The sequence below is a fragment of the Teichococcus coralli genome (genome assembly GCF_009829925.1).
Classification (GTDB): Bacteria; Pseudomonadota; Alphaproteobacteria; order Acetobacterales; family Acetobacteraceae; genus Pseudoroseomonas; species Pseudoroseomonas coralli.
This window is the reverse complement of sequence record NZ_SNVJ01000004.1, coordinates 23,920-47,605: the sequence shown is the minus strand read 5'-3', so window position 1 is coordinate 47,605 and position 23,686 is coordinate 23,920. Positions and strand designations below refer to the sequence as shown.

Below are 23,686 nucleotides of genomic sequence, written 5' to 3'. Positions count from 1 at the left end.
CGATGACCCCTGCCCCCGCGCCCGTGCTGGCGACGCACAGCGGCAGCTTCCATTGCGACGACGCGCTGGCCTACGCAGTGCTGCGCCTGGCGCTCGGCCTCGGCCGCGCGGGGGAGGACCATCGCCTGGTCCGCACGCGGGACCCCGCGGTGATCGCCGCGGCCGCCATCGCCTTCGACGTGGGCGGCATCCACGACCCCGCCACGGGGCGCTTCGACCACCACCAGCGCGGCGCGCCGCAGCGGCCGGACGGGCTGCCCTTCAGCGCCGCCGGGCTGGTCTGGCAGCAGCATGGCGAGGCCGCCGCCCGCGCCCTGCTGGCGCCGCTCGGCGCCGCCGGCATGGCCGCCGCCGTGGCGGCCGAGATCGACGCCACGGTGATCCGCAAGGTGGACGCCATCGACAACGGCATCGGCCCGCGCGAGGGCGTGCTCGGTCTGGCCGGGCTGGTAGCCGACTTCAACCCTTCCTGGGATTCCCCGGCGCTGGGCGACGCCGCCGCGGAGGACGCCGCCTTCCTGGAGGCCTCGGCGTTGGCGGAAGGCGTGCTGCGCCGCCGCGCCGCCGCCATCCGCGCCAGGCTGGCGGCCGAGGCGGTGGTGGTGGCGGCGCAGGCCATGGCGGAGGACCCGCGCCTGCTGGTGCTGGACGCCAAGCTGCCCTGGCAGGAGCCGGTCTTCCGCCATGGCTGGCCGGTGCTCTACGCCATCTACCCCGTGCCGAACGGCAACTGGATGGTGGAGGCCATGCCGCCCGAGCGCGGCAGCTTCGCCCAGCGCCTGCCGCTGCCCGAGCCCTGGGCCGGGCTGCAGGGCGAGACGCTGGAGGCCGCCTGCGGCATTCCCGGCGCGGTGTTTGTGCATGCCCGCCGCTTCATCGGCAGCGCCCGCACGCGGGAGGCCGCGCTGGCCATGGCACGCGCGGCCATGGCGGCGCGGCATGGCTGATGCGGCGCGGCTTGGCAGCCCGGCCTGCCCGCCCCAGCATTTGACATGGATGCGCCGCCCCCGCGGCGGCAGGCAATGGAAGGCAGCAGCATGAGCGTGACCCAGCAGTCGTTCCGGGCGGCGATGTCCCACCTGGCGGCGGCGGTGAACCTGATCACCACCGACGGTCCCGGCGGCCGCGCGGGCATGACGGCGAGCGCCGTGTGCAGCGTGACCGACAGCCCGCCGACGCTGCTGACCTGCATCAACCAGTCCGCCCGGCTGAACGCGCTGGTGAAGGCCAATGGCGTGTTCTGCGTGAACATCCTGGCCGCCGCGCACCAGGAGCTTTCCGGCCTCTTCGCCAACAGCAAGGAGGAGATGGAGGCGCGCTTCGCCATGGGCCACTGGGGGCGGCTCGTCACCGGCGCGCCGGTGCTGGAGGAGGCTCCGGTCTGTTGCGACTGCCGCGTGACCCAGGCGGTGGAGGCCGGCACGCACACGGTCTTTCTCGGCGAGGTGGTCGGGTTGCGCGTGACCGAGGGCGAGCCGGACGGGCTGGTCTATTTCCGCCGCGCCTACCACCAGCTCGTCACGCCGCGCGCCGCGCCGGCCGGGAAGTAGCCCCCCCGCGCGGCCCGCCCGCAGCTCACCGCGTGGTGCCGGGCGCGGCTCCGGCAGGCGGGTGGACCCGGTAGAGCCGGGCAAAGCCCTCATCGGCCACAAGCTCCAGGCCGGCCGGAATCGCCACCGGCCCTTCGCTGTCCGGCTGGTCGGCGTTCAGCACCAGGACATAGTCGAACCGCGTGCGCCAGGCCCGCACATAATCCGTGTTCGGCGGCAGCGCCGCGTGCTCGGCATCGGCGAGGCGGTGGACAGAGACGGCGGTGGTGTTGTCCGGCCCGGCGATCTCGTCCCAGGGCGGCAGCACGCGGAGCGGCTGCTTGCCGCGCGAGGCGAAGAGGATCGGCACGAAGGCATGCTGCCAGGGCACCGCCAGGGCCGGCAGGTGCTCGTAGAGCATGGGGCCGCTGCCGCCGTAGTAGCGGCCGCGCGGCGCCGTCCGGCGCGCCGGCCCGCTCATGGCATGGGTCACCTGCAGCACCGCCCGCCCCGGCTCGACCGGGGCCAGTGCACGGCGGAGCGCGGCGACATCCGCCTGCCGCTCGTGCCAGACGCTGCCGACCCAGGCGGCCCGCGCCCCGACCAGCACCAGCAGCATGCCGGCGAGCAGGGCCTCGGCGGCGCGGCGCCGGGGCCAGGCAGGCGCCACCAGGTCCGGCCGCAGCGCCGCCGCGCCGGTCAGCACCATCATCAGGGGAAAGCGCGCATCGACGAAATAGGTCCCGGCGACCTTGGGCGGCACGGCGAAGGTGAGCACCAGAAAGGCCACCGCGGCCAGCAGCAGCCCGGCATGGACGCGCAGCCGCCGCCGCGCCAGCGCCCAGAGCGCCAGCACGGCGAACGGCCCGACGCAGAGCACGTCGTAGACGGCCTTGTGGGCGCCGATCGCGGAAAACAACGTCACCAGCTTGTGGTACAGGCTGAAGCCGCCTTCCCAGGAGGTCTGGGTCGAGGGGTCCTCCTGCGCGCCGGGCAGCGCGGGCGCCGAGAGCCCCGCCAGGACGACCAGCAGCGCGACCGGCAGCACCGCCAGGGCCACGCGCCAGGCGCCCTGGACCAGCCGGGCGCGGGAGAGGAGGAAGTCCCAGCCGCCGCCCAGGGCGAGGGCCGCGAGCAGGCCCGCATAGAACAAGGCGGCGAAGGCATGCGTCAGCAGCAGCAGCACGGCGAAGGCGGCACGCAGCAGGAACATCCCGGCCGGTCCGGCGCGGCGGCTCAGGGCCGCGTCGGCGGCGGCGGCCAGCAGCGCCAGCCCAAGCCCGATCTGGAAGTTCAGGAAACCGGCGATCAGCGTCCAGTTCCAGGCCAGCAAGGGAAACCCGACCTGCCACCAGTGGCTGCCCCGGAAGACGGCGCGGTTGAGCAGCGCGGCGCCGAGCGGCGGCAGCACCACCGCCGCCAGCACCAGCAGCTGGCCGAAGCGCTCGATCGGCAGCAGCGGCCCGACCCAGGCCGCCAGCAGGTCGATGCCGATGTTGGTCCGCACGCTGGCAAGGTCGACGGCGTAGATCCGGTCGAAGGGCGGCTCCGCCGCGCCGCCGGCTTCCAGCCAGAGCCGCGCCAGGTGGTTGGGGTAATCGAGCAGCGGCGGAATCGGGGTGGTGAGGACCGGCAGCGCCAGCGCGACGACGCCCAGCGCCAGGAGGATCACCGGCAGCCAGTCCGATGCGGCGCCGGCGCGCAGCCGCGCCGTCCTGGACGCGTCGGCGGATGCTCCGGCGCTGCCCGCAGGTTCAAGACGATTGGCCACGCAGCTCCGCCCCTCCTCTCCGGCGCGGTGCCGCGCCGGCGCCTCGCGCCATCGCCCCGCAGCCAAGCCACAATGCCGCCGGCGGCCGGGATGGAGGCCTGGCCGCTGTGCGGTCGCAACATTCCTGGGTAGTCTGGCCCAGGCGGCATCGGCACTACACGATGGCTCGACGGCGGCGCAGCCCGCCGGCCGCGCGGCCGGTTCAAGCGCCGGCGGGCAGCAGCGGCAACACCACCTGCGAGGGCCGCTCCGCATCCAGGCAGAGCGTGTTCACCGCCACCCGCGTCCGCAGCCCCTCGCCTTCCGGCTCGCCGGTCTGGGGATTGATGTCGTAGTGCGGGAACTCGCTGGCGGCGATGTCCAGCCGGATGCGGTGCCCCGCCCTGAACAGGTTGGCGGTGGGGAACAGCGCGACGGTCACGCGCTCCACCCGCCCCGGCACCATCGGCTTCGGATCGGCCGGGTCCGCGCGGTAGCGCAGGCGCAGGATGCCCTCGCAGAGGTTCATGGCGAAGCCCTGCGGGTAGTCCGCCGAGGCCGGATGCACGTCGATCAGCTTGGCGGTGACGTCGGCATCCGGCCCGTCGGTCGCCACCCAGAGATGCGCCGCCACCGGGCCGATCACCGTCACGTCCTCGGCCAGCGGCTCGGTCTGGAAGACCAGCACGTCCGGGCGGGAGGCGAGCGGCAGGTAGGGCGCGCGATGGCCGAACATGCCGGGCCGCTCGCGCTGGTCATAGGGGCCGCCGGCGATCACCGGCTCCATCGAGGTGATGGCGCCGCCCACCGTCGGGACAGGGTCGGCCGGGTCGGAGCGCCAGGAAAGCGGCGTGGCCCCGGAGGCCGGCTTCGCCGCGCGCAACCCGCCGTCGCGGTGCAGGTGGAAGGGCGTGAAGCGGGTGCCGGGCAGCGGCCAGTCGGCGGCGCTGCGCCACTGGCCGCCATGCTCCAGCCGGCCCTCGGCGTTCTTCCGCCCGGAGCCGCCGCCCATGACGAAGACGCGCACCGGCGGGTCGTCCTCCACGCCGTTGCGCTCATCCTTCAGCCAGCGGTCGAAGTAGCGGCGGCGGAAGCGGAGCCAGTCGCCCGCCCAGGCATCCACCGTGGCGGCGGGGCCGAACTCGACCTCCCCGAAGGCGGTCTGCGAGCGGTTGCCATGCGTCCAGGGGCCGAGAATCAGCGAGGGCCGCCCGCGCCCGGCATCGCGCAGGCCGCAATAGTTCTCGGTGGCCGTGCGCGGATAGGGGTCGTACCAGGAGGACATGTGCACGCTCGGCACCGCGGCATAGCGGTCGTGCCAGCCCTTGGCGTAGAGGCCGAGCTTCTTCCAGTAGTCGCCGAAGGCGCCCTGGCGCCACTGCTCGAGGAGATAGGCCTCGTAGTCCGGCGCGTGGCGCACCGGCGAGTGGCCGGGCTTCCAGGGGAAGCGGGTGAACCAGGCGCGCAGGTCCTCGGCCGCGAAGGCGGCGGCGCGCACCGGGTCGGCCTGCGTCTCCGGGGCTAGGCGGGCCTGGTTGAAGGCCCAGCTCGCCTGCTTCAGCTCGAAGGCGCCGCCGCGCCGGATGCCGCCCTGCCAGGCATCGGAGAAGCCGCCGGAGTCGAGCACCTGCGCCGCCAGCCCCGGCGGATCGAGGCAGCCCAGCGAGGCCTGGGCATGCGCCGCGTAGGACAGGCCCATGGTGCCGATGCGCCCGTTGCACCAGGGCTGCGCGACGATCCAGGCGCAGCAGTCGTAGCCGTCCTCGCCATCGGCCAGATACTTCTCGAAGCTTCCCTCGCTGCCCCAGCGTCCCCGACAGTCCTGGTAGATCACGGCATAACCGGCCTCGGCGAAGAAGGCGGCGACGGCCTCGCGCGTCGCGGGCTCCGGCTCGGCGGCGGTCCGCTCGGCGCGGGAGGTCTCGCGCCTGCCGTAGGGCGTGCGCTCCAGGATCACGGGAAAGGGTCCCGCCCCTTCCGGCAGGTAGACGTCGGTGGCCAGCCGCACGCCATCGCGGCAGGAAACCATGAACTCGTCTCGGCGCATCGGCGACTCATCCTCCGGCCTGGGCGGCGGGGCAGCTTAGGCCACCGCCCCGCACGGCGCGCCACTGCGGCCGGAGATTTCCGCCGGGCTCAGTGCAGGTGCCGCTTGCGCACCGCCGGCAGGGGACAGGAAGGACAGCCCGTCTCGAACTCCGCCAGGCGGTAGCGCAGGCAGCAGACGCGGCGGCGGACGGCGGGGGTGCCATCCTCATCCACCTGCCGCACGGTCTGCGGCAGGGGATTGGTCCGGGCCGCCTCGCTTCCCTCCTCCGCCCAGTGCGGCAGGCCGAACAGCAGGCGCTGCGCGGGGGCGGTGTCCACCTGGCCTTGCAGCAGGCGCAGCACATGGTCGCAGCGGATGCCGGCATTGCACCAGAACAGCCGCGGCGAGGCGCCGCTGGCTTCGCTCAGCGCCTGGACGATCGGTTCCAGATGGCCGCGCAGCAGCCCGGCGAAGCGGCGGCAGCCCTGCGGCTGCGCGCAGGGTCGCCCGGCATCGGCGATGCGGAAGGCCGCCGGCGCGCCGTCCGGCCCCAGGATCAGCGCCATGTCCTCCGCCCGCGACGGCAGGTCGCGCCCGAGCAGCAGGCTGGCGCCGAGCACGGGATAGATCAGCCGGGCGAAGTAGTACTGGCTCCACATGGAGAAGCTGGCCTGCCGCTCCTGCCGCGGGAAGCGGCCGGCGAGGGGCGCGGCGATGTCCGCCAGGGTCCCGGCCTCGCAGAGCATGGCGCAGGGAATCGCCGGGCGCGCGTCATCGGGCGGCACGAGGCAGTCCCGGGCGAAGGCCAGCGGCCCGGCAAGAGCAGGGGCGAAGTCCGGGATCATCGGCGGCGGGACTCCAGTCGCAGCGGCGGGGTCACGGGTTTTGTTGACACTAATTCTCAATCGCGTCCAGTCCTGGGAGCGCCGGCCGGCAAACTTCCCCCCAACCGCACGTTACCGCCGCACGAGGAGAGGGGGACGGACCATGACTCGTCTGCACGGCGCTTCCTGCCCGCATTGCTCTGGCATGGGCCTGCTCGGCTCGATCGGCCTGGGCGTGGCCGCCGGGGTGGCGGCGGCGGCGGGCGTGATGCTTGGCCGCAAGGCGGTCAGCACCGCGCAGGTCGGCCGGGGCCACCCGCTCAAGCACCGCCTGCTCGACGCCGCGGCAGGCGCGATGCAGCGGAAATACCCGCTGGAGGCCATGAGCACCTACCTCAACGGCTTCCACTTCTATGCCGACGACATGGGCCGCCAGGTGGAGGCGACGCATTTCTGCATCCATCTCCAGCACGACCTGCATCAATGCGTGATCTTCGACTCCAACCGCCCCGACGCGCGGCTGATTGGCATCGAGTACATCATCAGCGAGGAACGCTTCCGCTCGTTGCCTGCGGCGGAGAAGCGCCTCTGGCACAGCCACCATTACGAGGTGAGGTCCGGCACCCTGATGGCCCCCGGGATCCCCGAGCTGGCCGAGCACGCCTATTTCAAGGACCTCGTCACCACCTATGGCAAGACCTTCCACACCTGGCAGGTCGACCGGGACGACTTCCCCTACGGCATTCCGCAGCTGATGATGGGCTTCACCGGGGACGGACAGGTCGACCCCGCGATGGTCGCGGCGCGCGACGGCCGGCTCGGCGTTTCCTCGGAGCAGCGGCGCCGGCAGCGGGAGGACATCCCGATGCCCGGCCCCGTTCCGGGCGCCAATGCCTGGGAAAGCGGCCGGACCGTGCAGACACGGCTGGAGGAGATGGACCTCAAGAACCAGGCACCCCGTCGCTGAGGCGGCCGGGTGAAAGGTCGGGGGCAAGGAATTCCCCCGAACCGCCATCTTCCTTTTGTCAGCTCCGGGGCCGCGCTGGCCGCCGGCGCGGGCGACTCAAACACGCCCCGGGGAAGCCATTTTCCGGACCTTCTTCAGCGCCAGTAGGGCCCGGTGAAAAGATCGCCGAGTGCCCATCGGCGGCGATAGGTGAGGCGGCGCTGTGCCAGATGGTGGGGCCGGTCGTGCAACATGTGGCAGCGCTGGCAGAGGCTGCGCAGGTTGCGCGGATGATTGTTGGTCGGGTCATGGTCCAGATGGGCGGCGGCCAGAACCACCCGGCTGCTGCGCGCGGCCGCCAGCTCCTCCACCTTCACGGCGGCGCAGCGGCGGCCGTCGCCATCGCGCCAGCGGCCGTCCTCCGCCTCGCGCCAGCGGCCATCCGGCAGGCACCGGACAACGGCGCCATGCGGGCGGCGGCAGCGCTCGCAGCGCCCTCCGGCACGGCCGAAGCGGATCGCGTGGCTGAGCTGGGCCCAATCAATGGGGTAGAGCCAGCGCAACTCGGGGCGGATGGGCATGGAGGGCAAGCCTATCACGGCCGCCCGGGCAAGGCGAGAAAGGCCGCGCTCCACCTGTCCGGCGAAGGACTGCAAGGAAAGCTGCATCCGAGCCGCCTTCCCGGCGTTCCTCCCCTGCCGTCACCTTAACGGAGGTTGGAAGATGCCCGCCAAAAAGGACCAAGGGGCTGTTGAGAAGCCCAAGCCAGGCAACAAGCCCAACGCGCTCCAGCAGCCGCTGAAGCCTTCGCCGGAACTGGCCGGCATCGTGGGGGCCGAACCGCTCTCGCGCGGCGACGTGGTCAGCAAGGTCTGGGACTACATCAAGGCCAACAACCTGCAGAACCCGGAGAACCGGCGCGAGATCGTCGCCGACGACAAGTTGCGCAAGGTGTTCGGCAAGGACCGTGTCACCATGTTCGAGATGAACAAGCACCTTTCCAACCACCTGAAGTGAGTCGGACGCCGCGGGCGGAAGGCCGGATCCGGCGAGTCGGGGCGGGGCTGGCGCTGCTCGCCGCGCTGGCCGCCTGCGACGATCCGCCGGCGAAGGACACGCCCGAGGCTCCCACGGCCGCCCCTGCGCGCCGCGCGGCGGAAGAGGCGCTGCGGTCCACCGCCGGCGGCCCTGTCGCGCTGCGCGGCGTGCAGGTCTACCGGCAGGCGGTCGGGCAGAGCAGCGCCGTCTGCGGCCAGGTGAACCTCCAGCCGGGCGGGGGCGAAAGCCTCTTCACCTTGTTTGTCGCCGTGGTCACGCCGGAAGGCGAAGGCCGCCCGGCCGTCGAGCAGCATGTCGCCACGTCGAGCACCACCGCCTCGCGCGTCTTCGTCGAGATGGTGAACCGCTGCTACACCGGAGGCGGTCCGCAGCCCGGACAACGCCCCGGCGCGCCGCCGCTGATGCCGCCGGTGCCGGATCGCATTCCCCAGGCCGCGCCACCGCCAACCACGCCACCGCCCACCCCGCCCCTCCGCCCGCAAACGGTGCCTGCGCCGGCGCCCGGGGCGGCGCGTGGGACGGCACCCCCCGCCCCGGCACCCGGCGGCCGCCGCGTCACGCTGCGCCAGAACGGCAACCTGCGCGCCCATCCCAATGGTGGCGGCACGGTGCTGCGGGTGGTCGAGCAGGGCACCACGCTGCGCGTCTTCGCCGAGGCGCCGGGCGGATGGCTGCAGGTCGGCGATGCGGCGCCCTGGGGCTGGCTCCACGACAGCCTGGTGGCTCGCTAAGGCCGGCACCGCCGGGCCTCGCCTCCTAGAGCAGATCCCGTTCCGATGGCATCATCGGAACGGGTGAAGATGCTCGTCAAAACAAACCGCTAGAGCATTTCCCGTGAACCAGGGCGAACGGGAAATGCTCTAGTGGCCGGGCCGGGCTTCCAGCAGGCCACGCATGCCGCGCAGGCTGGCGACCACGGTGCGCAGATGCGCCCGCAGCGCCTCCGCCGCATCGGCGTTCCGCCCGGCCTCCAGGAGATCGAGGATGGCGAGGTGCTCGCGCGCCTGGCGGTGGAAGCGCTGCCGGTCGGTCAGGGAGCGATAGACCAGCAGCCGCCGGATCCGGTTCACCCGCCGCAGCGTGTCCAGCATGAAAGGGTTGCCCGAGGCGCCGATGATGGCCTCGTGGTAGCGCACCCCCCGCTCGTAGAGGGCGTCAGCCGAGGCGGCCTCGATGCCGCCGGCCAGCATGTGCTCCTCCACCGCCCGGCACTGGGCGGCCAGTTCCGGGCTGAGCCGGTAGCCCGGCTCCAGCAGCGCCGCCGGCTCGATGGCGAGGCGCAGGCGGTAGGTCTGCTCCAGCGCGTCCGGCGTGGTCAGCACGGAGGAGAAGCGCCAGCCATAGCCCGGCCGCCGCTCCGCCCAACCCTCCGCGGCGATGCGGTCGAGCAGTTGCGCGAGCTGGCCCTTGCTCAGCCCGTAGCGCTCGCGCAGCGCCGCCTCGGAGATCGAATCCGGCAGCCGGCCGGCCACGCGGTCCTCGGCCATGGCGAAGTAGATGCGCGAGAGCGGGTCCCGTGCGCCGCGCCCGGCCAGCGCCTCGGCGGTGTGTCGCCCCTGCTCGGCGACGAAGAAGCCGCGCCGCGGCTCGGCCGTCACCACCCCCTGCTCGGCCAGCAGGCGCAGCGCCTGGTTCACCGGGAAGCGCGAGACGCCGAAGCGGTCGGCCAACAGCTGGGCGGGAAGATGCGTCCCTGGCGGCATCATTCCGGCGCCGATCTCACCCGCGATGGCGGTCGCCAGTTCCGCCGCCACGCCGGCCGAGGCGCGCGGGTCCGCCTTGGGCATGCGCTCTGATTCCATCTCCACCGATCTTGCCAGATTGCGCGGGCTTGCGAAGCCGTGATTGCATAATTGCATTTACAATGCTCATTATGCAATTCATTCCCCTGAAATGAACCCCGGAGCAGCGGACCGCACCCTGCCCGTCGGACCAAGGAAGACCCGCCCATGCTCACCCGACGCCATTTCGCCGTCTCCACCGGCTCCGCCCTGCTGGCCGCCGGCCTTCGCCCGGCGCGGGCGCAACCGGCCTTCCCGGACCGCCCGGTCCATGCGCTGGTCGGCTATCCGCCCGGCGGCGGCGTGGACATCGTGGCCCGCCTGGTCGGCGCGCCGATGGAAAAGCGGCTGGGCCAGCCGGTGATCGTGGACAACCGCCCCGGCGCCAGCGCCATGATCGCCGCCCAGGCGGTCGCGAAGGCGGCGGCGGACGGCTACACCCTGCTCTTCGCGGCGGCCGGCGAGGTGGCGGTCAACCCGGCGCTCTACAAGGAGCGCATGACCTACGACCCGGCGAAGGAGCTGGCGCCGGTCGCGCTCTGCGGCACCGTGCCCTGCCTTGTCGTCGTGCCGGCCAGCCTGCCCGTGCGCAACCCGGCCGAGCTGATCGCCTATGCCCGGGCGAACAAGGGCAAGCTTTCCTTCTCCTCCTCCGGCATCGGCAACCCGCAGCACCTGGCGGGCGAGCTGATGAACCACATGGCCGGCACCGACGTGCTGCACGTGCCCTATCGCGGCTCCGCGCCCGCGGTGACGGACGTGGCCGCCGGACGGGTGACGATGAGCTTCAGCAGCCTCGGCGCCGCCCTGCCGCTGATCCAGGACGGCAAGCTGCGCGCCGTCGCCGTCACCTCGGGCAAGCCGATGCCGCAGCTGCCGGACGTCGCCCCGCTGGGCAGCGCGCCGGGGATGCAGGGCTACGAGCTGATCAACTGGTTCGGCCTCTTCGCCCCCGCCGGGCTGCCGGCGCCGGTGATGGACAAGCTCGCCGGCGCCGCCGACGCCGCCCTGCAGGACGAAGCGCTGCAGCGCAAGCTGATGGAACAGGGCATCATCCCGCGCCGCCTCGACCCCGCCGCCTTCCGCCGCTTCGTCGAGGAGGACGCGACCAAGTTCGCGAAGATCATCGAGGACGCCAACATCACCGTCGAGGGTTGAGCCGAATGTATCGCATCGACGTTCTGGTGCAGGGTTTTCCCGGCAAGGCCGTCTGCCATGGCGGGCTGGGCTGGAGCACCATCGCCCTGCTGCGCGGCGAGGGCCGCTGCATTCTCATTGATGTCGGCGCCTTCGGCGTGCGCAAGCCGCTGGCGCGGCAGCTCGCCGCCCGGGGCGTGAAGCCGGAGGACATCACCGATGTGGTGCTGACCCACGCGCACTACGACCATGCCGTGAACTTCACGCTGTTCCCGCGCGCCACGGTCTGGATCGGCGAGGAGGAGCTGCGCTGGGCCGCCGCGCAGCCGCCGGGCTTCGACCCGCTGCCCGAGCTCTACGTCGCCGCGCTGAACCAGAACCCGGAGGTGCGCCGCATCAGGGACGGCGAGGAGTTCCTGCCCGGGCTGCATGCCATGCTGGCGCCCGGCCACACGCCCGGCTGCCTGGTCTTCCACCTGACGGCCAATGAGACGCCGGTGATCTTCACCGGCGACGCCGCCAAGAACCGTGCCGAGCTGCTCTGCGGCCGGGCCGACATGAGCGAGGACGAGGCGGCGACCGCCCGCTCCATCGCCGCCATCTGGGAGCTGTGGCGCCAGGTGCCGGGCACGCTGGTGATCCCCGGCCACGACCTGACCCTGCGCCTCGATGAGAACGGGCGCGCCGACTATGTCGGCACCCGCGATGCCGCCATCGCCGCCTGGTTCGGCGAGGACATCGAGCACACCACCCGCTTCGAACTCCGCTGCGACTGAGGCCCCATGACCGAGACCAAGATTCCCGAGGCCGAGCTCCTCGCCCTCGCCACCCGCGCGCTGGCGCGCGGCGGCATGCCCGAGGATGCGGCGGCCGAGGCGGCGCGGGTGCTGGTGCTGGCCGACATGTTCGGCCTGCGCACCCACGGCATCAGCCGCGTCGCGCAGTACCTGGAGCGGGTGAGGCTGGGCGGCATCGACGCGGGCGCCGAGGTGGCGGTCAGCCGCGTGGCGCCCGGCCTCAGCATGGTGGACGGGCGGAACGGCGTCGGCACGCTGGTCGGCATGCGGGCGCTGCGGGCAGCGACGGAGTCGGCGCGGGAGGTCGGCATCGGCGCCGCCTTCGCCCGCGGCAGCAACCATTTCGGCCCGGTGCTGCCCTATGCCTGGCTGGCGGCGCGGGAGGGCTTCGCCTCCTTCATCGCCAGCAACGCCACCACCACCATCGCGCCATGGGGCGGCAAGGACACGCGGGTCGGCAACAACCCCATGGGCATCGGCATGCCCAATCCGGGCGGCGACCCGATCATCCTGGACATGGCGCTGAGCGTCGCGGCGCGCGCCAAGATCCGCAAGCTGGCCGAGCAGGGCGCGCCGATGCCGGAGGGCTGGGCGACCGACGCCGGGGGCCAGCCGACCACCGACCCGGTGAAGGCGCTGAAGGGCTTCCTGCTGCCGGTCGGCGGCCACAAGGGCTACGGGCTGGCGGTGATGATCGACCTGCTGGCGGGCCTGCTCTCCGGCGCCGCCTACCTGACCCATGTGCAGGCCTGGGACAAGAACCCGGGCGTGGCGCAGAACCTCGGGCACGTCTTCATCCTGATCGACACCAAGCGGATGCAGGCGCAGGACTGGCTGCAGGAGCGCATGGCGGATTTCGGCGGCATCCTGCGCGGCACGCCGCCGGCCGACCCGTCCGCGCCGGTGATGGCGCCGGGCGACCGCGAGATGGCCACCTATGCCCGCAGCCGGCGCGAGGGCGTGGCGGTGGCCGCGGCCGATCTGCGCGCGGTGGAAGCGCTGGCCGCGGCCTGAGCGCCCATCAAGGCCTGCGCGGCTGGCGCAGCCCGGTCACGGTGCGGTGGATGCTGCGGATGAGCCCGTCCAGCTCGCCGATCGTGACGGAATTGGTCGCCACATAGGAGGCCACCAGCCGCGCCGTCATGGCCAGGGCGGCCGGCGCCGGGCGCCCCGCTGGCGCGGAGGCCGCCGGGCGCTCCGGCTCTCCGGCCTCGGCCGGCTTCTGCGCCACGGCCCCGTCCTCGGCCGGCGCCGGGGATGGCGGCCTGGCGGGGAAAGGGTCCGAAGGCGCCGGCTCAGGCGGCGCGGCGGGGTGTGGCCGCTCCACGGCGGGCTGCGGCTGCCGCAGGACGGCCTGCAATGTGGCGACGGTTTCCAGGAAGCCGTCCGACCGCACCACCAGATACGCCCGGCCCTTCATCCAGAAGACCCGCCTCTGCATGGACAAGGTCGCGACCTGCTCGTCGGTCGCCGCCACGAAGTGGCGGCCGCGCGCCTGCGCGGCCTGGCGCTGTTCGGGTGTCAATTCAGCCAAAGGCGTTTCCTGATCGCGGAAGAAGGGAGATCGGGCGCCACCAGGTGGGGCGCGCGGCGCAGCGGCGTCTTCGCGCTCGATTATACGCACTCCGGCGCCGCAGGGGAGGCCAGTTCTCGCAGCGCGGGATGCCTTGACGGCTTCTTCAGCGCCGCCGCATTTCGCCGCCATCCGGCTGCGGACCGGCCTCCATCGCCGCGCCGGCCCGCCGCAACGCGGGGTCGAACGGGTTGAGCCGCGCGGTAATCGCCGCGGCTTCCCGCTTCAGCATCTGCGCGATCACCGCGCGCCGTGCCGGCGTCAGCCGGTCCGCGATGCTGCCGACGCTGAGCGCCGCCACCGCCCGCCCCTCGCGGTCGAGGATCGGCACGCCGAGCCCGGCCATGCCGGGGATCAGCCCGGTGGCGCCGCCCGCATGGCCCTCGGCACGCACCCGCGCCAACTCGGCGCGCACCGAAGCCTCGTCGAAGAGGCCGATCTGCTGCATGCGCGGCAGGTTGTGGCGGATCACCTCGTCCTGCTCCTCCGGCGGCAGGAAGGCGAGGATGGCGACCGAGCCCTGCCCCACGCCGAGCGGCACGCGGCCGCCGATGTCGCCGGTGAAGGAGCGGATCGGCAGCGGCCCGGCCGAGCGGTCGATGCAGACGGCATCGTAGCCGTTGTGCACCAGCAGGAAGAGCGTCTCGCCGAGCGAGGCGGTGAGCCGCAGCAGCGCCGGCCGGGCGATCTCGCGCAATCCTTGCGGGCTGCCGGCGCGGGCGGCGAGCAGGAACAGGTCGAGCCCCAGCGCGTAGCGCTTGCCCTGGGGATCGAAGCGCACGAAGCCTTCCGCGACCATGCTGCGCAGCAGCCGGTGCGTCGTCGGGCGTGGCAGGGCCGCGGCTTCGGCCAGCGCGGTGAGGCGCAGCCCGGCCGGCCCGCCTTCGCCCAGCAGGCGGAGCAGCGCAAAGGCCCGGTGCAGGCTGCTGGTGGGATCGAGCACGGCACATTCCAGCAAGTGGTATCCTGGCGCCTGATTGGGGCATATATTTTCGCTTGGTGAAAGTTTTGCTTCGTTTTTCCCGCTCAAAGAAAAAGCTGCTTGCCGCCTCCGACCCCGCAACGAAATAGTAGTTCCCCTGTTCCCTGCATCCATCCCCGGAGGAAGCTGCAGCATGGCGCGCTGGCGTGTGGGCGTTGACTCGGGCGGAACCTTCACCGACGTCTGCCTCTTCGACGAGGAGGAAGGCCGGGTCGAGGTGTGGAAAGTCTCCTCCACGCCGGACGATCCGTCCCGCGGCATCGCCCAGGGCGTCGAGGAGGGCATGCGCCGCGTGGCCCCCGAGGCGGGCGAGCAGCCCGGCGCGCCGGTCGCCTATTTCGGCCATGGCACCACGGTCGCCACCAACGCGCTGATCCAGCACCGCGGGGTGCGCACCGGCCTCGTCACCACCGACGGCTTCCGCGACCTGCTGGAGATCGGCCGGCAGAAGCGCCCCGACCTCTACGACATGCAGGCCGACAAGCCGCCCACCCTGGTGCCGCGCGACCTGCGCCTGGAAGTGCCGGAGCGGGTGCGCCACACCGGCGAGATCGACACGCCGCTCGATGAAGACCGGATGCGCGCCGCCGCGCGCGCCCTGCGCGAGGCGGGGGTGAAGGCGGTGGCGGTTTCCTTCCTCTACGGCTTCGTCCGGCCCGAGCACGAGCAGCGCGCCGTCGCCATCCTGCGCGAGGAGATGCCGGAAGCCTTCATCAGCGCCGGCCACAAGATCGCGCCCGAGTTCCGCGAGTTCGAGCGGCTCTCGACCGTCGTGCTGAACGCCTATCTCGGCCCGGTCATGCGCCGCTACATCGAGCGCCTGACGCCGCGGCTGCAATCCCTCGGCATGACGGTGGCGCCGCACCTGACGCAGTCCAACGGCGGCGTCATCGGCTTCTCCACCGCCGCCGACATGCCGGTGCGCACCGTGCTCTCCGGCCCCTCGACCGGCGTGGTCGGCGCCCAGGCGATCGGCGCCCTGGCCGGCTTCGAGGACCTGATCACCTTCGACATGGGCGGCACCTCCACCGACGTGGCGCTGCTGCAGGGCGGCCAGTGCAAGCTGACCTCGGAGGCCGTGGTGCACGGCTATCCGATCAAGGCGCCGATGCTCGACATCCACACGGTGGGCGCCGGCGGCGGCTCCATCGCCCATGTGGATGCCGGCGGGCTGCTGAAGGTCGGGCCGCGCTCCTGCGGCGCCGATCCCGGCCCGGTCTGCTACGACCGCGGCAACACCGAGCCCGCCACCACCGACGCCAACGTGGTGCTGCAGACGCTGAACCCGACGCACCTGCTGGGCGGCCGCATGGCCGTGCGGCAGGACCTGGCGAAAACCGCCATCGGGCAACTGGCCGAAAAACTCGGCCTCGGCGTGATGGAGACGGCGCAGGGCATCCTGTCCGTCGTCACCGCCAACATGGCGCGCGCCATCCGCGTCATCTCCGTGCAGCGCGGGCACGACCCGCGCGACTACACGCTGATGGCCTTCGGCGGCGCGGGCCCGCTGCACGCGGCGCGGCTGGCCAAGGAGCTGGAGATGAAGCGCGTGCTGGTGCCGCGCAACCCCGGCATCCTCTGCGCCATGGGCCTGCTGCTGACCGACCTGCGCGCCGACTTCGCCGCGACGAAGCTGCTCACGGCCGACGCGGCGGCGGTGCCCGAGGTGGCGGCGGGCTTTGCGCAGCTCGGCCAGCGCGCCGCCGAGTGGTTCGGCCACGAGGGCATCGCCCCCAAGGCCCGCCGCCTGACCCGCACCGCCGACATGCGCTACCAGGGCCAGAACTACGAGCTGGCCGTGCCGCTGCCGGAAGGCGAGATCACCGGCGAAACCCTGCGCACCCTGACGGAAGGCTTCGCCGAGGCGCACCGGCAGCGCTACGGCTTCGTCGCCGAGGGCGAGACGGTGCAGATCGTCACCCTGCGGCTGGAGGCCACGGGCCTGGTGCGCAAGGCCGAGCTGAAGGCCTATCCCGAGGCCGGGCCGGACGCCGCCGGCGCCATCACCGGCCAGCGCCCGGTCTGGTTCCCCGAGGCCGGCGACTTCGTGCCGACGCCGATCTACAGCCGCGACGCGCTCCAGCCCGGCAACCGCTTCGCCGGCCCCGCCATCGTCGAGCAGATGGACACCACCACCGTGGTGCCGCCGGGCATGAACGCCCGCGTGGACGCCTATCTCAACCTGATCCTGGAGGTGACGGCATGAGCCAAGCGTTGCAGGCCGGCACCGCCCCGGCGCTGGACCCGATCACCGTCGAGGTGATCGGCGCCGCGCTCTCCTCCATCGTCGAGGAGACCGGCGAGGCGCTGATCCGCGCCTCCTACTCCACCAACATCAAGGAGCGGCGCGACTGCTCCACCGCGCTGTTCAACGCCGCCGGCGAGACGCTCTGCCAGGCCGAGCACATCCCGATCCATCTCGGCAGCTTCATCGGCATCATCCCGCACATCATGCGCCGCCATGCGGTGGAAGAGATGCGGCCGGGCGACGTCTTCGTCGGCAACGACGCCTATGAAGGCGGCGGCACCCACCTGCCCGATATCGTCCTCGCCGAGCCGATCTTCGTGGAGGGCCGCATCGCCGCCTGGACGGTGAACCTGGCGCACCACTCGGACTTCGCCGACCGCGGACACGCCCATATCTACCAGGAGGGGCTGCGCATCCCGCCCGTGCGGCTCTACCGCGCCGGGGAATTGCAGAAGGACATCCAGGACCTCATCCTGCTGAACTGCCAGGTGCCGCATGAGCGGCTCTCGGACCTGCGGGCGCAGATGGCGGCCAACCGCGTCGGCGTGCAGCGCTTCCAGGCGCTCTGCGGGAAATATGGAACCGAGACGGTGCTGGCCGCCGGCAGCGCGCTGCTCGACTACGCCGAGCGCAAGATGCGCGCCGGCATCGCCGCCATCCCCGACGGCACCTACGCCTTCGAGGACGCGTTCGACAGCCCGGAGATCGACGGCACGCTGCCCTTCTCGCTGCGCGTCACCGTGCGGGGCGACGGCATGGCGCTGGACTTCGACGGGCCGGACCAGATGCGCGCCGGCCTCAACATGACCTACACGGCGCTGCTGGCCACCGTGTACTACGCGGTGAAGTCGGTGGTGGACCCGACCATCCTGCCCAACGCCGGCCTCGCGCGGCCGCTCACCGTGACGGCGCGCGAGGGCAGCATGCTGAACTGCCGGCACCCCGCCGCCGTGAACGGCCGCCTGCAGGCCTGCCAGCGGGTGTCCGACATGATCCTCGGCGCGCTCGCCCAGGCGGTGCCGGAGCGCGTCACCGCCTGCACCAACTCCACCTGCACCGTCGCCAGCTTCATCGGCAGCCGCAAGGCGGATGGCGCGCTCTGGGTCTACCTGGAGACCATGGGCGGCGGCAACGGCGCCCGCGCCAGCAAGGACGGGCTGGACGGCGTGCACGTGCACACCACCAACACCTCCAACCTGCCGGTCGAGGCGCTGGAGATCGAGTATCCGCTGACCCTGCTGCGCTACGAGCTGGTGCAGGATTCCGGCGGCACCGGCCGCTTCCGCGGCGGCATGGGGCTGCGCCGCGTCTACCGCGCCGACGAGGATTGCCGCGTCCGCATCGACACCTCCCGCCTGCATTCGCGGAGCTGGGGCCTGTTCGGCGGCGGCGGCGGCGGACATGGCGCGGTGGAATGCGGCCCCGGCGTGACCTTCACCGGCAACACGGCGGCCTTGCAGGCCGGGCAGTGGTTCGCCATCGTCAGCCCCGGCGGCGGCGGCTACGGGCCGCCAGAGCGGCGCGCCCCCGAGGCGGTGGCGCGCGACCTGGCCGAAGGCGCGATCACCGCCGCGACCGCGCGCGAGGCCTACGCCCGCACGCCGTAAGCGACACCGACCCCCTGGAAGAGGAGAGTTCCGCATGGCCATCACCGCCACCCGACGGGCCGTCCTGGCCGGTACCGCCGCCGCCGGGCTGCTGCCTTTGCTGCGCATTCCCGGGGCGCGCGCCGCCACTTCCGGCGTGCTGCGCTTCGGCCTCTCCAGCTTCCCGCCCACCATCCAGCCCTGGGCGAACAGCGGCACCGCCGCGGCGACGGTGAAGCTGATGATCCATCGCGGGCTGGTGGCCTATGGCGAGGACGGCTCGCTGCAGCCGGGCCTGGCCGAATCCTGGTCGCGCGAGGGCGAGACGACCTGGACCTTCAAGCTGCGCGACGCGAAGTTCCAGAACGGCGACCCGGTCACCGCCGAGGACGTGAAGTGGACGGTCGAGCAGGTCGCCGGCGAGCGCTCCACCGCCTATTTCCGCACCGAGATGCGCAACATCGCCAAGGTCGAGACGCCGGATGCGCGCACCGTGCGGCTGACCACCAAGGAGCCGGTGGTGACGCTGCCGCAATGGATGGCCAGCTACCACATGCCGATCTGCTCGCGGAAATCCTCGGGTAACGACTTCATCGGCGCCGGCCCCTTCGTGCTGAAGTCGCAGGAGCGCGGCGCCTCGCTGGAGCTGGAGGCCTTCGAGGGCTACTACAAGCCGGGCCTGCCGAAGCTGAAGGGCATCCGCGCCGTCGCCTACCCGGATGAGAACCTGCGCACCGCCGCGCTGCAGGCCGGCGACGTGGACCTGATCGAATACGTGCCCTGGCAATCCATGACCAGCATCGACGAGAACCCCTCGCTGAAGCTGGACGCCGTGGACGGTCCCTTCATGTTCCTGGTGTTCAACGGCGCCCGCCCGCCCTTCAACGACGCGCGGGTGCGCCGCGCCGTGGCGCATGCCATCCGCCGCACGGACCTGGTGAAGGCCGCCTTCTTCGGCCGCGGCTCGCCGCTGGAGCACCTGCCGATCGACGAATCCAGCGAGTTCTACAATCCCGAGTTCAAGAACGCCTGGAACTACGACCCGGAGCTTGCGAAGAAGCTGCTGGCCGAGGCGGGGCAGCCGAGCATCAGCTGCAACCTGCTCTCGACGGCGCAGTATGGCATGCACAAGGACACGGCGGAGGTGGTGCAGCAGCACCTCGCCGCCGTCGGCATCCAGGCGCAGCTGAACCTGCCGGACTGGGGCACGCGCGTCGCGCTCGGCAACCGTGGCCAGTACGACATGGCGGTGATGGGCACGGCGGCCGACAGCAACGACCCGAACGGCTTGGCCAACTTCCTCGACGGCAGCCTCTCGCCCTCCTATGTCCGCAGCTACGGTCTGAAGATCGACCGCATCACGGAGCTGCTCGCCGCCGGCCGCGCCGAGTTCGACACCGCCAAGCGCAAGGCGATCTACCGCGAGATGGAGCAGGTCTCGATCGAGCAGGTGCCGATGGTGGGGCTGAACTGGCGCAACCAGGGCTATGCCATGCAGAAGGGCGTCACCGGCTTCAAGAACCTGCCGGGCGCGCTGACCTTCTATTCCGGGCTCACCTTCGAAAGCACCGCGCTGGCCTGAGCGCCACGGCCTCGGGTGGCGCACCGCGCGCCGCCCGCTCCCCTCGACCCAGGAAGGAAACGCCATGCTGACGCCGCAGGGGCGCGTGGTGATGATCTCCGGCGCCAGCCGCGGCATCGGGCGCGCCGTGCTGGAGCGGTTGCTGGCCGCCGGCTGCACCGTCAGCGCCGGCGTGCGGGATGCCGGCCGGCTCCCCGCGCATCCGAACCTCACCCACCACCGCTACGAGGCCACCGAGCCGGGCAGCGCCGAGGCCTGGGTCGCCGCCACGGTGGAACGCCACGGCCGGCTCGACGCGCTGGTGAACGCCGCCGGCAGCAACACGCGCGGCACCCTGCTCGACGGCGACGAGGCGCCCTTCGACAAGCTCTGGGGCATCAACGCCAAGGGGCCGATGCGCGTCATCCGCGCCGCCTGGCCGCACCTCGTGGCGGGCGGCACGGGGCGGGTGGTGAACATCGCCTCGCTTTCCGGCAAGCGCGTACGCAACGACAACCTCGCCTATGCCATGAGCAAGTTCGCCGTCATGGCACTGACGCAGGAGGTGCGGCGGCTCGGCTTCGAGCATGGCATCCGCGCCAGCGCCCTCTGCCCCGGCTTCGTGGACACCGACATGACGGCGCATGTGACGAAATGGCCGCGCGAGCGGATGTCCCGCCCCGAGGACATCGCGGTGCTGGCCGAGGTGCTGCTGCACTTGCCCAACACCGCCACCGTCGCCGAGCTGCTGGTCAACTGCCGCCACGAGGACATGCTGTGAGGCTGCACCGCCTGCGCGACGCCGACCGGCCGCGCATCGCGCTCACCCTGGACGGGCAGGCCATCGAGGCCCAGCAGGGCGACACGCTGCTGACCGCCCTGCTCGCCGGTGGCGCCGGGCACCTGCGCCGCAGCGAGTTCGGCGATGGCGAGCGGGCCGGCTTCTGCCTGATGGGCGCCTGCCAGGATTGCTGGGTGGCGGTGGAGGGCCTGGGCCGGGTGCGCGCCTGCGCCACCCTGGCCGAGGCGGGCATGGCGGTGAAACGCGGATGAGGATCGCGGTTGTCGGCGCCGGCCCCGCCGGGGTGCGCGCGGTGGAGGTGCTGGCGGCGGCGGGCCATCGCCCGATCTGGATCGACGAGGCGCCGGAGGGCGGCGGCCGCGTCTACCAGCGCCCCCCCGCCCCGCTGCGGCGCGACGCCCGCGCGCTCTACGGCTTCGAGGCCAAGCGCGCCACCGCCCTGCACGCCGCCTTCGACGCGCTGAAAGCCCGCGCGGACTGGCGCCCGGAAACCCTGGCCTGGCACATCCGCCCGGGCGCGAAGCGGCTGCACACGCTGCACCGCGGGGCGCAGGACGTGGTCGAGTACGATGCCGCGCTGCTCTGCACCGGCGCCATGGACCGCGTCGTGCCGGTGCCGGGCTGGACGCTGCCGGGGGTCACCACGCTGGGCGGCGCGCAGATCGCGCTGAAGGCGCAGGGCTGCGGCATCGGCCGGCGCGTCGTGTTCCTCGGCAGCGGGCCGCTGCTCTGGCTGGTGGCCTACCAGTATGCCAAAGCGGAGGCCGAGGTGGCGGCGGTGCTGGACACCACGCCCTTCGCCACCAAGGCGGCCGCCGCGCCCGGGCTGCTGCGCGGCGGCGCCACCTTCGCCAAGGGGCTCTACTACATCGGCTGGCTGCGGGCGCGCCGCGTGCGCGTGGCGGAGGGGGTCACGCCACTGGCGATCGAGGGCGGCGCGGAGGGTGTCACCGGCCTGCGCTGGCGCGACGCCGGGGGCCGCGAGCATGCGGTGGCGTGCGACGCCGTCGGCCTGGGCTGGGGGTTGCGGCCCGAGGCGCAGCTGGCCGACCTCGCCGGCATCCCCTTCCGCTTCGACGCGCTCCAGCACAACTGGGTGCCGGTGCGGGACGCCGCCGGGCGCACGCCGGTCGCCGGCCACTATCTCGCGGGCGATGGTGCCGGCATCGGCGGGGCCGAGGTGGCGGAACTGGCCGGCGCCCGCGCCGCCCTGGCGCTGCTGCAGGATGCCGGGCAGGCGGTGGAGGCCGCCACCGTCGCGCGGCTGGACGCGGCGCTGGCGCGCCAGCAGCGATTCCGCGCGGCGCTGGACCGCGCCTTCCCCTTTCCCGCGCATCTCGCGGCTGGCTTGCCAGACGACGCCATCCTCTGCCGCTGCGAGGGCCTGCGCGCGGGGGACCTGCGCGCCGCCGCGCGCGCCGGCAACGCCGCCGGCCCGGCGCCGGAGATGAACCGCGCCAAGGCCTTCAGCCGCACCGGCATGGGCCGTTGCCAGGGCCGTGTCTGCGGTGCCGCCGCCGCCGAGATCCTGGCCGCCGAGCTGGGCCAGCCCGTGGAGGCCATCGGGCGCCTGCGCGGCCAGCCGCCGGTGAAGCCGATGCCGATCGCCGCCCCCCGCCCTGCCTCGGAGCCCGTGCCATGACCACAGAATGCGAGGTGCTGGTGCTGGGCGGCGGTGGCGCCGGCTGCTCGGCGGCGCTGCACCTGGCGCAGCGCGGCGTGCGGGTGGTGCTGCTGGAGCGCGGGCTGGTCGGCTCGCAGGCCTCGGGCGTGAACTATGGCGGCGTGCGGCAGCAGGGCCGCAACCCGGCGGAGCTGCCGATCGCCCGCCGCTCGCGCGAGCTCTGGGGCCGGCTGAAGGACATCACCGGCACCGAGGCGGAGTTCACCGTCACCGGCCACCTCAAGCTCGCGCGCGGCGACGCTGAGGAGGCCGAGCTGATCGCCTATCTCGACGTGGCGAAGCGGCATGGCCTGCCGCTGCGGCTGGTCGGGCGCAACGCCATCCACCGCGAGTACCCCTGGCTCGGGCCGGCGGTGGTGGCCGGCTCCTTCGCGCCGGATGACGGCTCGGCCAATCCGCGCCTGCTCGCGCCCGCGCTGGCGCAGGCCGCCCGCGCGGCGGGCGCGGAGATCCGCGAGCACACCAAGGTCGTCGCGCAGCACCACGCCGCCGGCCAGTTCGAGCTGGTGAGCGAGGCCGGCCAGACCTTCCGCGCGCCGGTGCTGCTGAACATGGCCGGCTTCTGGGGCGGCGCGGTGGCGGAGGCCTTCGGCGAGCCGGTGCCGGTGCGGCCGCTCAGCCCCAACATGGCGGTGACCGAGCCGATCCCCTACTTCATCGAGCCCAATCTCGGCGTGGTCGGCGGCAACGTCTATCTGCGGCAGATCCCGCGCGGCAACGTCATCATCGGCGGCGGGCATGGCGAATCCGACCCCGCGGCGCCCTGGGCGCGGCCGCTGCCGGAGGTCACGCTGGAGGTGCTGGAACTGGCCGTGCAACTGGTGCCGGAACTCGCGGGGACGCAGGTGATCCGCTCCTGGAGCGGCATCGACGGCAAGATGCCGGACGGCATCCCCGTCATCGGGCCGAGCCGCACCACGCCGGGCCTGTTCCATGCTTTCGGCTTCTCCGGGCACGGCTTCCAGCTGGGCCCCGCCATCGGCGCCATCATGAGCGAGCTGGTGCTGGATGGCCGCACCGACATCCCGCTCGACGCCTTCCGCATCGACCGTTTCCCGCCTGCCGCCTGAAAAGGCCCGGCATGCCGATCACCCGTGCGCAGATCCGCTTCACGAAGATCGGCGGCCGCACGCCGCTGATCCTGCGGTTCTGGACGGATGAAGGCATCCGCGGCCCCGGCGGGTTCCGCGTGCCGGAGCACTTCGGCCTGGTGGATGCGCCGCCGGAGCCGGAGGTGAAGAGCGGCCGGCCGGCCATTCCCGAGCGGCCGGGGCCGGGTGTGGATCTCGTGGAGGAGCGGGTGGCGCCCTTCCCGCGGCCGGATCTCGGGCTGGGCGCGTGAGGAAGAGTTCGGGGAACTTCATTCCCCCAGGCCTTCTTGCCACCGTCCCGATTTCC

General features: G+C 72.7%; 23 protein-coding genes. 16 read left to right on the top strand and 7 right to left on the bottom strand.

Going from position 1 to position 23,686, the window contains the following annotated elements:
• Positions 1-2: 2 nt before the first annotated feature.
• Positions 3-947: an MYG1 family protein gene (locus tag E0493_RS05785; RefSeq protein ID WP_160935986.1), complete on the top strand. Its 945-nt coding sequence runs from the start codon at positions 3-5 to the stop codon at positions 945-947.
• Between the two features lie 90 nt (positions 948-1,037).
• Complete coding sequence (locus E0493_RS05780; protein ID WP_202396937.1) at positions 1,038-1,550, top strand: flavin reductase; 513 nt, start codon at positions 1,038-1,040, stop codon at positions 1,548-1,550.
• 25 nt (positions 1,551-1,575) lie between these two features.
• Here E0493_RS05780 and E0493_RS05775 read toward each other — a convergent pair whose 3' ends face one another.
• The 3 genes from E0493_RS05775 to fhuF all read right to left on the bottom strand — a co-directional run bounded on the left by E0493_RS05775 (position 1,576) and on the right by fhuF (position 6,153).
• On the bottom strand, positions 1,576-3,300 hold the full coding sequence (locus E0493_RS05775; RefSeq protein WP_160935984.1) for a hypothetical protein: 1,725 nt from the start codon (positions 3,298-3,300) through the stop codon (positions 1,576-1,578).
• A 202-nt stretch (positions 3,301-3,502) separates the two neighbouring features.
• Positions 3,503-5,326: a CocE/NonD family hydrolase gene (locus E0493_RS05770; RefSeq protein WP_160935983.1), complete on the bottom strand. Its 1,824-nt coding sequence runs from the start codon at positions 5,324-5,326 to the stop codon at positions 3,503-3,505.
• Between the two features lie 89 nt (positions 5,327-5,415).
• A complete protein-coding gene (gene fhuF, locus E0493_RS05765; RefSeq protein WP_160935982.1) occupies positions 5,416-6,153 on the bottom strand; it encodes a siderophore-iron reductase FhuF in 738 nt (245 codons plus the stop codon).
• 142 nt (positions 6,154-6,295) lie between these two features.
• On the opposite strand from fhuF, the gene E0493_RS05760 reads away from it, so the two are divergent.
• The gene (locus tag E0493_RS05760) at positions 6,296-7,099 is read left to right on the top strand and encodes an OBAP family protein (protein WP_160935981.1); all 804 of its coding nucleotides are present in this window, start codon (positions 6,296-6,298) and stop codon (positions 7,097-7,099) included.
• A gap of 134 nt (positions 7,100-7,233) precedes the next feature.
• On the opposite strand, the gene E0493_RS05755 is transcribed toward E0493_RS05760, so the two are convergent.
• Entirely contained in the window at positions 7,234-7,659 is a 426-nt protein-coding gene (locus E0493_RS05755) for a hypothetical protein (protein WP_160935980.1), read from the bottom strand.
• 142 nt (positions 7,660-7,801) lie between these two features.
• On the opposite strand from E0493_RS05755, the gene E0493_RS05750 reads away from it, so the two are divergent.
• Both E0493_RS05750 and E0493_RS05745 read left to right on the top strand, forming a co-directional pair.
• The gene (locus tag E0493_RS05750) at positions 7,802-8,095 is read left to right on the top strand and encodes an SWIB/MDM2 domain-containing protein (protein WP_160935979.1); all 294 of its coding nucleotides are present in this window, start codon (positions 7,802-7,804) and stop codon (positions 8,093-8,095) included.
• A complete protein-coding gene (locus E0493_RS05745; protein ID WP_160935978.1) occupies positions 8,092-8,868 on the top strand; it encodes an SH3 domain-containing protein in 777 nt (258 codons plus the stop codon). The genes E0493_RS05750 and E0493_RS05745 overlap by 4 nt, the downstream gene beginning before the upstream one ends.
• Before the next feature lie 129 nt (positions 8,869-8,997).
• Here E0493_RS05745 and E0493_RS05740 read toward each other — a convergent pair whose 3' ends face one another.
• On the bottom strand, positions 8,998-9,924 hold the full coding sequence (locus E0493_RS05740) for a GntR family transcriptional regulator (RefSeq protein ID WP_160935977.1): 927 nt from the start codon (positions 9,922-9,924) through the stop codon (positions 8,998-9,000).
• Between the two features lie 162 nt (positions 9,925-10,086).
• Here E0493_RS05740 and E0493_RS05735 point away from each other — a divergent pair, with 162 nt between their 5' ends.
• The 3 genes from E0493_RS05735 to E0493_RS05725 are packed head-to-tail and all read left to right on the top strand — an operon-like array spanning position 10,087 to position 12,866.
• Positions 10,087-11,076 (top strand): Bug family tripartite tricarboxylate transporter substrate binding protein, encoded by a 990-nt coding sequence (locus tag E0493_RS05735; RefSeq protein WP_160935976.1) that lies wholly within the window; start codon positions 10,087-10,089, stop codon positions 11,074-11,076.
• 5 nt (positions 11,077-11,081) lie between these two features.
• A complete protein-coding gene (locus E0493_RS05730) occupies positions 11,082-11,831 on the top strand; it encodes an MBL fold metallo-hydrolase (protein WP_160935975.1) in 750 nt (249 codons plus the stop codon).
• Between the two features lie 6 nt (positions 11,832-11,837).
• Positions 11,838-12,866 (top strand): Ldh family oxidoreductase, encoded by a 1,029-nt coding sequence (locus E0493_RS05725; protein WP_160935974.1) that lies wholly within the window; start codon positions 11,838-11,840, stop codon positions 12,864-12,866.
• Between the two features lie 7 nt (positions 12,867-12,873).
• On the opposite strand, the gene E0493_RS05720 is transcribed toward E0493_RS05725, so the two are convergent.
• Positions 12,874-13,386, bottom strand: a complete 513-nt coding sequence (locus tag E0493_RS05720; RefSeq protein WP_160935973.1) for a MucR family transcriptional regulator — start codon at positions 13,384-13,386, stop codon at positions 12,874-12,876.
• Between the two features lie 145 nt (positions 13,387-13,531).
• Complete coding sequence (locus E0493_RS05715) at positions 13,532-14,383, bottom strand: IclR family transcriptional regulator (RefSeq protein ID WP_235913616.1); 852 nt, start codon at positions 14,381-14,383, stop codon at positions 13,532-13,534.
• 157 nt (positions 14,384-14,540) lie between these two features.
• Between E0493_RS05715 and E0493_RS05710 the strand changes: the two genes are divergently transcribed.
• The 8 genes from E0493_RS05710 to E0493_RS23060 all read left to right on the top strand — a co-directional run bounded on the left by E0493_RS05710 (position 14,541) and on the right by E0493_RS23060 (position 23,630).
• Positions 14,541-16,613, top strand: a complete 2,073-nt coding sequence (locus E0493_RS05710; protein WP_160935972.1) for a hydantoinase/oxoprolinase family protein — start codon at positions 14,541-14,543, stop codon at positions 16,611-16,613.
• Complete coding sequence (locus E0493_RS05705; RefSeq protein WP_160935971.1) at positions 16,610-18,262, top strand: hydantoinase B/oxoprolinase family protein; 1,653 nt, start codon at positions 16,610-16,612, stop codon at positions 18,260-18,262. The genes E0493_RS05710 and E0493_RS05705 overlap by 4 nt, the downstream gene beginning before the upstream one ends.
• 34 nt (positions 18,263-18,296) lie before the next feature.
• Positions 18,297-19,823 carry an ABC transporter substrate-binding protein gene (locus E0493_RS05700; RefSeq protein ID WP_160935970.1) on the top strand — a complete coding sequence of 509 codons (1,527 nt, stop codon included), beginning with the start codon at positions 18,297-18,299 and terminating at the stop codon, positions 19,821-19,823.
• A 64-nt stretch (positions 19,824-19,887) separates the two neighbouring features.
• Entirely contained in the window at positions 19,888-20,583 is a 696-nt protein-coding gene (locus E0493_RS05695; RefSeq protein WP_160935969.1) for an SDR family NAD(P)-dependent oxidoreductase, read from the top strand.
• Positions 20,580-20,855, top strand: coding sequence for a (2Fe-2S)-binding protein (locus E0493_RS05690; RefSeq protein ID WP_160935968.1), 276 nt, complete (start codon positions 20,580-20,582; stop codon positions 20,853-20,855). Before E0493_RS05695 ends, E0493_RS05690 begins: the two co-directional genes overlap by 4 nt.
• Positions 20,852-22,246, top strand: a complete 1,395-nt coding sequence (locus E0493_RS05685; protein WP_160935967.1) for an FAD-dependent oxidoreductase — start codon at positions 20,852-20,854, stop codon at positions 22,244-22,246. Before E0493_RS05690 ends, E0493_RS05685 begins: the two co-directional genes overlap by 4 nt.
• A complete protein-coding gene (locus E0493_RS05680) occupies positions 22,243-23,358 on the top strand; it encodes an NAD(P)/FAD-dependent oxidoreductase (RefSeq protein ID WP_160935966.1) in 1,116 nt (371 codons plus the stop codon). Before E0493_RS05685 ends, E0493_RS05680 begins: the two co-directional genes overlap by 4 nt.
• 11 nt (positions 23,359-23,369) lie before the next feature.
• A complete protein-coding gene (locus E0493_RS23060) occupies positions 23,370-23,630 on the top strand; it encodes a hypothetical protein (protein WP_202396936.1) in 261 nt (86 codons plus the stop codon).
• The last annotated feature ends 56 nt before the right edge of the window (positions 23,631-23,686 follow it).